The 12,567-nt window shown below is 34.4% G+C and carries 11 protein-coding genes and 1 pseudogene; 5 read left to right on the top strand and 7 right to left on the bottom strand.

The window, feature by feature from the left end; all coding sequences use genetic code 11:
• The first annotated feature begins 29 nt into the window (after positions 1–29).
• From ACEN2H_RS08095 to ACEN2H_RS08105, 3 genes are all read left to right on the top strand, one after another.
• Positions 30–1,568: a G-D-S-L family lipolytic protein gene (locus tag ACEN2H_RS08095; RefSeq protein WP_441731825.1), complete on the top strand. Its 1,539-nt coding sequence runs from the start codon at positions 30–32 to the stop codon at positions 1,566–1,568.
• A gap of 246 nt (positions 1,569–1,814) precedes the next feature.
• Positions 1,815–3,326: a F0F1 ATP synthase subunit beta gene (atpD, locus tag ACEN2H_RS08100; RefSeq protein WP_441731826.1), complete on the top strand. Its 1,512-nt coding sequence runs from the start codon at positions 1,815–1,817 to the stop codon at positions 3,324–3,326.
• A gap of 74 nt (positions 3,327–3,400) precedes the next feature.
• On the top strand, positions 3,401–3,682 hold the full coding sequence (locus tag ACEN2H_RS08105) for a F0F1 ATP synthase subunit epsilon (RefSeq protein ID WP_441731828.1): 282 nt from the start codon (positions 3,401–3,403) through the stop codon (positions 3,680–3,682).
• An 82-nt stretch (positions 3,683–3,764) separates the two neighbouring features.
• Here the strand turns inward: ACEN2H_RS08105 and ACEN2H_RS08110 are convergent, their stop codons facing one another.
• From ACEN2H_RS08110 to ACEN2H_RS08125, 4 genes are all read right to left on the bottom strand, one after another.
• Positions 3,765–4,187, bottom strand: a complete 423-nt coding sequence (locus ACEN2H_RS08110) for a DoxX family membrane protein (RefSeq protein WP_441731829.1) — start codon at positions 4,185–4,187, stop codon at positions 3,765–3,767.
• Between the two features lie 188 nt (positions 4,188–4,375).
• Positions 4,376–5,497, bottom strand: a complete 1,122-nt coding sequence (locus ACEN2H_RS08115) for a hypothetical protein (protein WP_441731830.1) — start codon at positions 5,495–5,497, stop codon at positions 4,376–4,378.
• 291 nt (positions 5,498–5,788) lie between these two features.
• Positions 5,789–6,328: a hypothetical protein gene (locus ACEN2H_RS08120; protein WP_441731831.1), complete on the bottom strand. Its 540-nt coding sequence runs from the start codon at positions 6,326–6,328 to the stop codon at positions 5,789–5,791.
• A gap of 226 nt (positions 6,329–6,554) precedes the next feature.
• Complete coding sequence (locus ACEN2H_RS08125) at positions 6,555–8,051, bottom strand: aminotransferase-like domain-containing protein (protein WP_441731832.1); 1,497 nt, start codon at positions 8,049–8,051, stop codon at positions 6,555–6,557.
• Between the two features lie 77 nt (positions 8,052–8,128).
• Between ACEN2H_RS08125 and ACEN2H_RS08130 the strand changes: the two genes are divergently transcribed.
• Entirely contained in the window at positions 8,129–9,949 is a 1,821-nt protein-coding gene (locus tag ACEN2H_RS08130; protein WP_441731833.1) for a TonB-dependent receptor plug domain-containing protein, read from the top strand.
• Between the two features lie 89 nt (positions 9,950–10,038).
• Here the strand turns inward: ACEN2H_RS08130 and ACEN2H_RS08135 are convergent, their stop codons facing one another.
• Entirely contained in the window at positions 10,039–10,245 is a 207-nt protein-coding gene (locus tag ACEN2H_RS08135) for a helix-turn-helix domain-containing protein (protein ID WP_441731834.1), read from the bottom strand.
• 2 nt (positions 10,246–10,247) lie between these two features.
• Positions 10,248–10,751 (bottom strand): DUF2975 domain-containing protein, encoded by a 504-nt coding sequence (locus ACEN2H_RS08140; protein WP_441731835.1) that lies wholly within the window; start codon positions 10,749–10,751, stop codon positions 10,248–10,250.
• Between the two features lie 253 nt (positions 10,752–11,004).
• Here ACEN2H_RS08140 and ACEN2H_RS08145 point away from each other — a divergent pair.
• Positions 11,005–11,259 (top strand): annotated as a pseudogene (locus tag ACEN2H_RS08145) (aminotransferase class I/II-fold pyridoxal phosphate-dependent enzyme); the annotation flags it as partial.
• Positions 11,260–11,764: 505 nt separating this feature from the next.
• Here ACEN2H_RS08145 and ACEN2H_RS08150 read toward each other — a convergent pair.
• Positions 11,765–12,244 (bottom strand): regulatory protein RecX, encoded by a 480-nt coding sequence (locus ACEN2H_RS08150; protein WP_441731836.1) that lies wholly within the window; start codon positions 12,242–12,244, stop codon positions 11,765–11,767.
• Positions 12,245–12,567: the final 323 nt, after the last annotated feature.

Below are 12,567 nucleotides of genomic sequence, written 5' to 3' on the forward strand. Positions count from 1 at the left end.
GATAAAAAAAAATTTAAAAAACATACGTAATGATAAAAAATTTCAAATGGCTTTTATTGGTTTCTCTAACCTTTGTAGCGTGTAATAATGATGATGAAGTCATAACAGTGTCTAATTCATCAGACGGATTGCCTTTGACGGCAGGTTCAGCAAATTTCGCCAAATATGTGGCTTTAGGAGATTCCTTTGCTGCTGGGTATAGTGATGGTGCTTTGTTTGTTAAGGGGCAAGAAGGTGCTTATCCTAATGTTATGGCGCAGCAATTTGCTTTAGTAGGAGGAGGTGCTTTTACGACTCCCTTAATGGCAGATAATATTGGAGGGTTCTTGTTTATGGGCAACTTGGCGGGAAGTCCTAGACTCTATTTTGATGGGAAAGCTCCTGTAACAGTTTCGGGACTTCCAACGACCGAAATAACGACTAAGTTGACTGGGTCTTTCAATAATATGGGAATACCTGGGGCTAAGAGTTTTCACTTGGTAACTCCGGGTTATGCAGCTTTGAATCCTTATTTCGGCCGTTTTGCATCAAGTACTGGAACAACTGTTGCAGCTGATGGGGTTAGTCAAAGTGCCACGTTTTTTTCCTTATGGATTGGTGGCAATGATGTTTTGACTTATGCTACTTCAGGGGGGATTGGGGTTAACCGGGTTATTGACACTAACCCCGCTAATTATGGATCTAACGATATTACAAATCCTGCTGTTTTTGCGGGAGCTTTTAATGCGTTAGTTACAGGTCTAACCGCCAACGGTGCAAAAGGAGTCGTGGCTAATCTTCCTTATGTGAGTACTTTGCCTTTCTTTACAACGGTACCTACGAATCCAATTCCATTAGATGCTGCCAACGCGGCTACTTTAAATGGATTATTTGCTAGTTTAAATGGATTATTTGCTAGTTTAAACGAAACAAAACCAAGGTTTGCAACTTTGGCTGCTGTATCAACTAATCCATTATTAATTATTGACGAAACATTAGAGCCTAGGTCTGCTGCAATCAAAGCGGCATTGACATCGACTTATGGACCTACTTTTGCGGGTTTAATTGGAGATATCTTTAGTCAAGCACGTCATGCAAGTAATGTGGCAGGAAGTAAAGATTATATATTACTAACTTCCCAAGGTGTTCTTGGTAAGTCTGTAAATGGTTTAGATCCAAATACTACTGTAACCGTTCCTCCTTTTGGGCCGTTTAGTACATTAGGGGTGTCTTATCCATTATTAGATAGACATGTTTTAACTGCAGATGAAGCTTTGCAGGTCAAGGTAGCTACAGATGCTTTTAATATAACTATTCAATCTGCTGCTGCTGACAAAGGATTGGCTTTTGTGGATACTAAAGTTGTGATGGATAAGTTAGGCAATGGAGGAATTACCGCAAATGGTTATACGGTTACTAGTGCTTATGTGACAGGTGGCGCTTTCTCTCTCGACGGAGTTCATCCAACTCCTAGAGGATATGCTCTTATTGCAAATAAATTCATTGAAGCTATTAATACAACCTATGGCTCTAATTTAAAAGCAGTAGATTTAGGTAATTATCGAATATTATTTCCAAAGTCCCTTTAAATTAAAGATCTTTTTATAGTAAAAAACCATTCGTCGAAAGTCGAATGGTTTTTTGTTTTTAATCAATTTTCATAATTTATTTAGTACTAATAAATAATCCTTTATTTATTTATCGTTTTTATAGAAAAAGGTGTTGATTTTTTATTTTAAAAAATTATATTTGCAACTTGAAAAAAGCAGCTAATCGATAAAGTCGGTTGCTTCTATTTCATAAACCTAAATAGCTATTTAATAAATACATAAGTAATGTCAAAAGTAATAGGAAAAGTTGCGCAAATCATTGGTCCAGTAGTTGATGTAGTTTTCAACGGTAAAGATGTTGAACTTCCCAAAATTTATGATTCATTAGAAATCACAAAAAAAGATGGTACCCTATTGGTACTTGAGGTACAATCTCACATTGGTGAAAACACCGTTCGTACTATCTCAATGGACTCAACAGACGGTTTGAGCAGAGGTTATGAAGTAGTAGGGACAGGTTTTCCTATCCAGATGCCTATTGGTGCGGATGTTTACGGACGTTTGTTCAATGTAATTGGAGATGCCATTGATGGTTTAGGTAATTTACCTAAAACAGGAGAGCACGGAATGTCAATTCACCGTCAAGCGCCAAAATTCGAAGATCTATCAACTTCTTCTGAAGTTTTATTCACAGGTATTAAAGTAATCGATTTAATTGAGCCTTACTCAAAAGGGGGTAAAATTGGATTGTTTGGTGGAGCAGGTGTTGGTAAAACAGTATTGATTCAAGAGTTGATTAATAATATTGCAAAAGGGCACGGTGGACTTTCAGTATTCGCAGGAGTAGGAGAAAGAACACGTGAAGGGAATGACTTACTTCGTGAGATGTTAGAGTCAGGAATTATAAAATACGGTGACGATTTCATGCACTCTATGGAAAATGGAGGATGGGATTTATCTAAAGTAGATATGCCAGGAATGAGAGAGTCTAAAGCTACTTTCGTTTTCGGTCAAATGAATGAGCCACCAGGAGCTCGTGCTCGTGTAGCACTTTCTGGATTATCTATTGCTGAATACTTCCGTGATGGAGCAGGAACAGATCAAGGGAAAGATGTATTATTCTTCGTTGATAATATCTTTCGTTTTACACAAGCAGGTTCTGAGGTTTCGGCACTTTTAGGTCGTATGCCATCTGCAGTAGGGTACCAACCAACATTAGCTACAGAGATGGGAGCGATGCAAGAACGTATCACATCTACAAACAAAGGTTCTATTACATCTGTACAAGCGGTTTATGTACCTGCAGATGATTTAACTGACCCGGCACCAGCAACAACGTTTGCTCACCTTGATGCAACAACTGTATTGTCTCGTAAGATCGCTGAGCTAGGTATTTATCCAGCGGTTGATCCGTTAGATTCAACTTCTCGTATCTTAACACCACAAATTCTTGGTGATGAGCATTATGACTGTGCACAAAGAGTAAAAGAGATTCTTCAAAAATACAAACAATTGCAAGATATTATTGCGATTCTAGGTATGGAAGAATTATCTGAAGAAGATAAATTAGCAGTTTCTAGAGCACGTCGTGTTCAACGTTTCTTATCTCAACCTTTCCACGTAGCTGAGCAGTTTACAGGATTAAAAGGTGTATTAGTTGATATCAAAGATACTATCAAAGGGTTTAATATGATTATTGATGGTGAATTAGATCACTTGCCGGAATCAGCATTTAACTTAAAAGGTACTATTGAAGAAGCTATCGAGGCTGGAGAGAAAATGTTGGCAGAGGCTTAATCTATTTTAAATATTGAATTTTGAATTATAAATTAATTTAAAATCTAAAATTTAGAATTTAAAATAAATAAAAAATGATTTTAGAAATAGTATCACCAGAGGCTTCATTATTCAAAGGAGAAATAACTTCAATATCTGTACCTGGTATTGATGGTAGTTTTCAAATTTTAAATAATCACGCACCGATTGTTTCGTTGCTTCAAAAAGGGACTGTCAGTATTACGGCGCCAACTTTTCAGTTTAACAAAGAGACCCTAGGATTGTTTACCAAAGTAAATGCTGAGAATTATACCTTAGGTATATCTGCAGGAACATTAGAAATGAAAGACAATAAAGTAATTGTTCTAGTTGACTAGAATAATTTGAAATTAGATTAATAAGGCCTGACAGTGATGTTAGGCCTTTTTTGTTTTATAAATATAGAAACAATTAATGTTGTTATTTATTAGACTTTATTGTGTCTAATTCTTTCATATATTCGGCATTGTGTTTTCCTGCGATCACAAGTGCACCTGCAATCAAAACAAGGTTTTTAATGATGTATTGACCAACCAAGGTTGGGCAATACGGAAACGAGTCAAAGCAAATAGTTTTTAAGATAAATACAGGTAAAAGGGTTGCGCACATATGCAGTAATAGTAGAACAATCGCATAAGGAATGATCCGTTTTATAAGTAAACCAATACCAATAATTACTTCGCAAATCCCCAGAATTGGGACAAATATTTCTGGTCTAAACCAAAATACGGTTTCTTCTACTAGTTCTCCTGCGGGACTCATCCCGAAAACTTTTAACGCGCCAAACCAAATATAAACGGTTGCGAGCGCAATTCGCATGATAGTTACGTTGTGTTTTTCCATTTTTTTGCTAAACGAAAAATATAATGAGTTAAAAGTAATTTCCATAGTGTTTTTTTTATTGAAAGTGTAATGCTAGCGAATTGCCTTCGTCATAGTATTACTGGTTGAAAGTGTTTTTATGTTATTGCATAGACCTAAATGACTAGTTCTATTTAGTTATGTACAGCCGTAAAGTAACTTAGTACTTCTTAAAATCTAGTTGATACCCCTACGTTTATGGTATAATCAGCAAATGCGGCGTCGCCTTGCACATGAGTGCTACGAATATCTGAGTTCTCTTTGTCAGTAACGCTTTGTGTGCGGTTTCTTGCCACTGCAAATGGTACTGATGCGAACACTGTTACTTTTTTATAGTCGTAATTAACAGATGGTTCTATTGACCAAATGTATCCAGGACGACGGAAATCACCGCTAGCTCCTATTAGATCATAAACCGGTATGCCTTCTATTCTTGTTCCAGCGGCAAGTGATACTCCTTTTATATGGCTGAAAGAATAATTAAATCCTGCTCTAAACATATATTGATCTGGAACACTCATAATAGCTTCATTAGCTAAGTTCGGGGATAAGGTTTCTCTATAGGTTCTCGTTCCGTTCTGCTCGCGTGGGTTTATTAAATAGTAAAAGTTACCATAAACTCCAAAGTTCTCAATGAAATTGTAAAATGTATTTAACTCAAAGGTAATTCCAGTTCCACCATCGCCTAATTGTATGGATTGATCTACAGGGCGTAATTCTTTCGTTCCGTTTGGACCAACGTTATATGAGTAATCTTTGTAATTGTAATCTCCTGTTGGTAATTTAAGCCCTAGTCCTAATTGTATGTTTGCTTTTGTGCTTTTTGTAGGGTCTAATAGCCAACGGTAAGCTGCAAATCTGATATCTCCTATTCCAAAGGAGCTCGTAGAGTGTCTTTCTTTTTTTATATAGGCGCCATTTACTAAACCGTGTTCATAAAGAGAGGACCGAACATTATTTGAAACAGGAATATCAATCATTATAGACCATCTATTGTTAAGGGTTCTAGTGAGTGAAAGGTTAAAAACGGAAGTGTAATTTATAACTTCTGTTTTTTGTATCAGTCTTTGTTTATTCTCTTCTGTTCCAGAAAAATGCCTAAATGATCTAAAATAGCGGCCACTAGTGGATAATTGCCAGCCCGCAACATTAGTGCTGTCAGGATGTATCATCATACAACTTGTTGCATTTCCTTTAATTGCAACGCATCCCTGTGCAACACTAGTTTGATTTTGTAAGAATGTAGAAATTAGTACTATAACATAGATATAGAATGAGTTTTGTTTTTTCATTTTTCATTTTTTTATAAATTAAAAGCAGGTTTGTCCCTTTGGTAGCTAGTACCAAAGGAAAACAGTAAAAGGATTTTGTAAATAGAAAACAAGCAAATCACAATGTCTGATACAAATAAATATGTCATTTTTTTTATTAAAAAAGACATAGTATCACAAAAAGAATAGTGGTTTGTTTAATAATTTGAGAAGCATAATAGTGCCTTATCAAGCTGATTTAATTAAAAGGCACGATTGTTTTTACACTATAGTGTCAAATTACAAAATCGTTCTGCTGCTAGAAATAAAATATTAAATAAATTTTGGAGGCGAATAAAGAGAATGCAAGTAGCCTGCATTTATCGCTAGATTAGGAACTGTAGTATATTCGCACAAGTCTAAATCTAAACTTGGAGAATAGTTAAGGGCTAAACTTGTGTTGGGTAAGTAATCTTTAATAATTGATTTTAATAATTTCTTTACTGGGGATTCTTTAGAAGAGGAACTATTAAATAATTGATTATCTACAATGTCATTTAAATCTTTTCCTATATTATCTTGGTGAGAATTGGGTAGGTAGTATAAACTAAGGATGTTGTTATGAATTCTTTTTTTGAAGATGTGATAACTTTTATTATCAATAATTATGTTTTCTTTCACGTTCTCAAAATCGGTGTCTTCAACAAAGGAGTACAAAGAGGCATTCAATTCTATTACTTCAAATTCTAGACGGGGTGTTTTTTCCATAGCAGAAACCCATGCTTGCTCTTCTTGAAAGGCAAACAGTAAATAGTATCCTAGTACATTGTAAAACAACGATACTAATAAGAATAAGGATGCAATTCGCTTCATAATGTTCGAAAATAGAAAACTATTCAATAGTAAGATTCCTCAGAGATGAATTTTAAGTGTTTTTTAACATAACATTGATAAAGTCATAAAACGAAAAGCTTTTCGTAAATTTTTAAGTATTTTATTATCAAAGTAATTTGATTTCGAATTAAAAGTGGTTGCAAAAAAACAATAGGCCAAATCAAAATTATTTTTAAAAATAAATAAACAATAGTAAGGTGCCTTTTTATTGTAAGGTCAAATCATAAGCCTGTTTTAATTTTTTTACTACGATTTCTATTTCTTCTTCATTCAAATGGCCAAAGCCTAAACGGATAGCGCAAGTATTTTTGTCTTGATAAAGTATGGTTTTGGGCAAAAACAAATCGTAGCGTAGCGCCTGTTCTGAAAGTTGAACCAAGGAAATTACCGTATTAAACTGTAACCATATTGCAAGACCACCCGTTGGTTTTTTAAAACGGATAGCGTCTTTGAAATTTTCTTCAAGACATTGGTATAAAAAATCGCGTCTTTGCTTATAGACCAGTATATTTTTTTTGAGTAATCGATGAATTTCACCTTCATAAATTAATTCGGATAGCATTTGTTCTTGTGTTAAATCGCCTTGGTGGTCCAGCATTCGCAAATAGTTCTTGGCTTCTGAAATTAAATTTTCTGGAGCTACTACAAATCCTGTTTGAAAACTCGGAAATAAAGATTGTCCAAGCTTTCCCAAATAAATTACCATTCCATTTGCATCTGAGCTGGCCATAGGTAGCATAGCCAAGCCTTCAAACTGAAAATCATAGTCATAATCATCTTCTATAATGGCAAACTGGTATTCCTTTGCAAGTTGTAACAGCTTTAGGCGACGTTCTACTGTTAATGAAACAGTGGTAGGATAATCACGATTGGCACAAATATAAACAGTCCGAATGGTGCCTTTTACAAAATGGGTTTTAATATAATCTACATCTAAGCCTTGTTCGTCAATGGGGATTGTTTTAATAATGGCACCCGATTGTTGAAAAATCATGTTGGCAGCATAATTGCTCAAATCCCCAACCAAAACCACATCTTTTGGTCGAATTAAAAGTTGCGAGATGATGTACAAACTCATTTCTGTACTTCTTGTACTGATGACGTTTTTTGGCGTTATGTGAAGTCCTCTTGTAGCATTTAGATAATTACACAGCTGGTTTTCAAATACAGAATAGCTTGTTTTTTTATTTTGATTCCATTTCGAAATCAATGATTTGCGTTTCATGGAAGTGCCATACCATTTTGAAAATTCATGAATGGGATGTAGCCTTAAATCGGGTTGCCCATCATTTAGTTCATACTTCGCTTCTGAAAATTCTTGTGTAGATGATAAATGAAAAGAGGGCTGGAAGGGAAACCCAGTTGTTTCTGCAAAATTATAAATGTCTCCTAGTCGGTTCGAACTCGCTTTTATTGTAGCTGTTCTTTGTTCAGGAACTGCTATAAAAGTCCCTTTGTTAGCAATTATTTCAACCCAACCTTGCGAAGCTAATTCCTCATATACCGCGACGGCTGTGTTTCGGTGGACATTTATTAATTGGCTAAAGATTCTAGTTCCAGGCAATAAAGAGCCTCCTGCTAAATAACTGCGCTGAATGGCATTGATGAGTTGTTGGGAAATTTGTATATATACAGGGTTGGCACTTGATTTATCAAAGTGGATCAGGCTTTTTAACAATGCATTAACCGGACTATCAATCATTTTGAAACTGGACTATTTTAGTAGTCCGGAAAGGTACTACTTTTGCAAGGTTTTAAAATAATTCAACACTTTAATAAATGAAAAATAAATACTTTTTAGGCCTTCTTTTAATCTTTTCTTTGATAGTAAATGCGCAGGAAAATAAGCAAAAAATAGATTCTCTACAAGAAGTGGTTATTACATCCAGTAGGATTGATTTGCCTTTCAAGGAAAATTCTAGAACCATTCAATTGATTACTGCCGAGGATATAAAAAAATCTGGAGTGACAAATGTTGCCGATGCTTTACAGCAAATTGCAGGTATTGATGTAAGACGTCGCGGGACTAGTGGTATGCAAGCAGATTTGTATATACGAGGCGGAAGTTTTGATCAAACGCTGCTACTTATAGATGGATTCAAGGTAGATGACGCTCAAACTGGACATCACTCGATGAATTTAGCTTTGCCGATTGAAGTTATTAAGAGAATTGAAATTATAAAAGGGCCCGCAAGTCGCGTATTTGGTCAAAATGCTTTTACTGGCGCTGTCAATATTGTTACAAAGGATTCACTTGATAATGATGCATCAGTTCGTCTTCAGGCGGGTTCTTATGGTCAAGTTAGTGCTGCTGTTGCCGCTGGAGTTAATTTGAATGAAAGCAGTCATATTTTGCATTTTTCAAAAAACACATCGAACGGGTATCGTTACAATACAGATTTCGACAATCAGAATTTTGTGTTGAAGAGTGTTTTTAATAAAAATAAATTGCCAATAACGATGTTGGTTGCTCTTTCAGACAAAAAATTCGGGTCAAATGGTTTTTATTCTACTCCAGCCGCTATTGAGCAATATGAGGAAACAACGGCTAGTTTAGTTGGTTTTTCAACGGTTATTAAAAAAGGTAATTTTACCTGGAAGCCCAAATTATATTGGAGACGTAATGAAGACGAATATGTCTTTATTAGAAAGAATCCGTCTATTTACAGGAATTTGCATATTTCAAACAAAATTGCTGCAGAATTAAATGGATCATATACCTCAAATATTGGTGTTACTGGTTTTGGTATAGAAACAGCTAAAGTGCTTCTTTCGAGTAATAATCTTGGGGAAAATAACCGTTTTCTAACTACTTTATTTTTAGAGCATCGTTTGGAATTGTTTAATAAAAAATTGGATATTACTCCAGGAGTAGCCGTGAGTTATTTTTCTGACTTCAAGTTTTTTGCTTTCCCAGGAATAGATGTTGGATATCAATTGGTTGATAATCTAAAAGTATATGGTAATTTGGGTTATACCTACAGAATTCCAACTTTTACCGATTTGAATTATAAATCTCCAAATACGATAGGGAATCCTAATTTAGAACCTGAGAAAGCATTTTCGCAAGAAATTGGTTTGAAATGGAATACCTCTAATTTTAATTTGTCTGCGGCGGTCTTTAATCGCAAATCGGATCATTTAATTGATTACGTAAAAATGCAACTTACGGATCCTTGGCAAGCGCAAAACATTCAAGATGTCACCACCAAAGGTTTTGAAACACAACTGCTTTATAGCTTTACTCTTAATTCATTTGCTCAAAAGCTACAGTTTGGTTATTCTTTTATTCAGAATGATATAGAAGAAAGTACCTATACGTTCTCCCAGTATTCTTTGAATTCACTAAAGCATCAGTTTGTGGGGAGTTACAATATGCAATTCTTGAAAAATTTCAGCAATACGATTTCGTATCGTTATTCGGAACGAACTGCTGGAGCTTCGTATTCAGTAGTAGATTTGGGTGCTTCCTATACTTTACATGCTTTTGAGTTGTCTTTGTTTGCTAATAATATTTTCAACACGGAGTATACAGAAACAAATTTAGTTCCTATGCCAAAAGGGAATTTATTGTTTGGAGTACAATATAATTTTAGATAGACAACCACTATATAATTAAAAAGTCCCGCAGCGGTGCGGGACTTTTTTTGTTATTCCAAGGCTCGTAGACGCAAAGTAATTTTTGAGATTTATTCCTTCACAAACTCCATAATATCTCCCGGCTGGCATTCCAGCACTTCACAAATCGCTTCCAAAGTCGAAAACCGAACTGCCTTAGCTTTTCCAGTTTTTAAAATCGAAAGATTGGCCGTAGTAATACCAATTCGTTCTGCTAATTCATTGGAACGCATCTTTCGCTTCGCAAGCATCACGTCAACATTGATTATTATAGCCATAATTAAACCGTTAGTTCGTTTTCTTCTTTCATGGTTTTGGCGATTTTAAAAACTTCGCTTAAAACCATAAAAAATAATCCAAGAGAAATAAGATATAGCAAAGAATCTGATCCAATTTCTATTTTTATTTCGCGTTCTGCTAATTTAAAAAAGAAAGCAGGAATCCCGGATAATAGACCGGAAATAATAAATAACCTACCAATTCTATTCAAATAGAAGATAGTTGTTTCGTCAAAAATAATTTTTAATTGAAATAAGCGAAGTAGTTTTCGAAATAAAAACAAACTATATAAGATTATGATATAAGATGCTGTTGCAAAAAATAAAGCCAGCTTCGCATTCCGATCCAAAACCGTAATTTCGATTCCATTCATCTCTATCGGAAAGTCGATAGGGTTCTTTGAAAACACTAAATAGCCGATGAAAAACACTAAAAATGGAATGCTGATTAAAGCCATAATCCAAACAAAATCAACAATTGCTTTTAAAAAGTTTAATTTTTTCATAACTAATTTTTTACAAATATATAAAAATTATTGATAAACAATAATAAATTATTCTAAAGCAATAAATATAGTTCAAAACTAATTTAAGTTTTATAGATTTCCTCAATAGGAACAAAGAGGAAAGGAGAGATTGAGTAATGAGATTTGATGGCTTAAAAACAGTCAAAAGTATAGCGATGGATTACTGCCAACTAACTTCTAAGTCTTTTACTTTCTCATAAACCAACTGACTTTGGAAGCCTTTTCGAAGTAGAAAAACCTATTGAGTTTAAAACCACTTTTTGTACACAGTAAATCAGCAATACGATACGCCATCATTCCGGGGAATGAAAATGTTACATCCATAGCTCAAAAACTTCAAGAAAAAGAATTTGATGTGAAAGCGATACTTTCGCCAACGGTTCCCGAAGGGCAGGAACGACTTCGTTTTTGTTTACACAGTTATAATTCGGAAGAAGAAATTAGCAAACTGTTGCAATTGCTGAGCGTTTTTATTTTTTCATCTTAGATTTAAAAGATTGGCAATGATTTTAGAAGTAAATATCTCAGTGCTATTTTTGGCCACAGATTCGAATGATTTTCACTGATTTAAAAAAAATCCGTTTTGATCCGCAATATCGGTGTCATCCGCGTGCCATTTACTCTACAGACTGTACTTCTTTAGCGACATTTTTATAAAAACTTCTATGACTTCTATGTTTAAAAATAAAATCTGTCTGATTCGCCTTCCCTTTATTCTTAATTTAAATCCTCGTTTCAATTTTTATTTCGCACTTATCTGGTCTTTTATTATTTAAAGACGAGCAGTTTAAGTGCATTTTTATAAAAACTTACATGGCTTTTATGTTTAAAAATAAAAGATGTCTCATTAGCATCCCCTTTATTCTTAATGCAGATTTTCGTTTCAATTTTTATTTCGCACTTATTTGGTCTTTTACTATTTACAGACGAGCAGTTTAACTGCATTTTTATAAATACTCATATGACTTATATGTTTAAAAATAAAACCCGTCTTATTCGCGTTCCATTCCTTCTAATTCTTTAACTTTTTCATAGACTAAATTACTCTCAAAACCTTTTCGTAATAAGTTATCACAAAATTTTTTTCTCTTTTTTAAAGCATTTTTTTCGGAGCTATTTTCCCAAATTCTGTCTGCTAGTTTATGAAAAGTTTCTAAGTATTCTTCAGGAGTGATTTCTTTCAGCGCTGTGGTAATCAAGCGAGAGTTTATTTTTCTGAATTTAAGCTCATTTGTAATCCGGATCGTCCCCCAGAATTTTATGCGGTGTTTTCCCCGGGCAAAACTGCAGGCAAAACGCTCTTCGTTAAGGAAATTATCGTTAATAAGATGCGCAATAATCTGATCAATTTCATCTGAGTCCATTTTCATAGATCGCAGTTTAGACTCTACTTCCTGATGACAACGGTCCTGATACGCACAATAGTGTTCTATTTTTTTAATAGCGTCTTTTATGGAATATACGTCGTTCATGCTGGGTTATAATTTGAAATTATTTGATTCAAATTTCGGTTTTTTAATTGATTTATCAAACAAGGTTACTTGAGTGCTTTTATCTAATGTATAGCGTTTTTGTTTTGTACTAAACACCTTGTAGTAATGTCTAAAAAATGGGCAAAATGGGTGCTGAAATAGTGTATTATCGTTTTTGTTATCAATAAGTTAGGAATTAATTTGCGCTTAAAAGATCAGATATAAGTGGTTTAAAATGTCAAAAGATGTAGTTTATCGTTAAAAAGAGGTGATGAGCGATATTTATTTCGTGTAGGTATTTTATGGCATATGTTTGTCGCTGA

The organism is Flavobacterium sp. W22_SRS_FP1, from assembly GCF_052113685.1.
In the GTDB taxonomy this organism is placed as follows: Bacteria; Bacteroidota; Bacteroidia; order Flavobacteriales; family Flavobacteriaceae; genus Flavobacterium.

Bases quoted from the DNA above. Each gene is read 5' to 3' on its own strand.
- ACEN2H_RS08120 (WP_441731831.1), bottom strand. From the start codon at position 6,328: ATGAAGCGAATTGCATCCTTATTCTTATTAGTATCGTTGTTTTACAAT.
- ACEN2H_RS08135 (WP_441731834.1), bottom strand. From the start codon at position 10,245: ATGGCTATAATAATCAATGTTGACGTGATGCTTGCGAAGCGAAAGATG.
- ACEN2H_RS08140 (WP_441731835.1), bottom strand. From the start codon at position 10,751: ATGAAAAAATTAAACTTTTTAAAAGCAATTGTTGATTTTGTTTGGATT.
- ACEN2H_RS08115 (WP_441731830.1), bottom strand. From the start codon at position 5,497: ATGAAAAAACAAAACTCATTCTATATCTATGTTATAGTACTAATTTCT.
- ACEN2H_RS08095 (WP_441731825.1), top strand. From the start codon at position 30: ATGATAAAAAATTTCAAATGGCTTTTATTGGTTTCTCTAACCTTTGTA.
- ACEN2H_RS08130 (WP_441731833.1), top strand. From the start codon at position 8,129: ATGAAAAATAAATACTTTTTAGGCCTTCTTTTAATCTTTTCTTTGATA.
- ACEN2H_RS08110 (WP_441731829.1), bottom strand. From the start codon at position 4,187: ATGGAAAAACACAACGTAACTATCATGCGAATTGCGCTCGCAACCGTT.
- ACEN2H_RS08125 (WP_441731832.1), bottom strand. From the start codon at position 8,051: ATGATTGATAGTCCGGTTAATGCATTGTTAAAAAGCCTGATCCACTTT.
- ACEN2H_RS08105 (WP_441731828.1), top strand. From the start codon at position 3,401: ATGATTTTAGAAATAGTATCACCAGAGGCTTCATTATTCAAAGGAGAA.
- atpD (WP_441731826.1), top strand. From the start codon at position 1,815: ATGTCAAAAGTAATAGGAAAAGTTGCGCAAATCATTGGTCCAGTAGTT.
- ACEN2H_RS08150 (WP_441731836.1), bottom strand. From the start codon at position 12,244: ATGAACGACGTATATTCCATAAAAGACGCTATTAAAAAAATAGAACAC.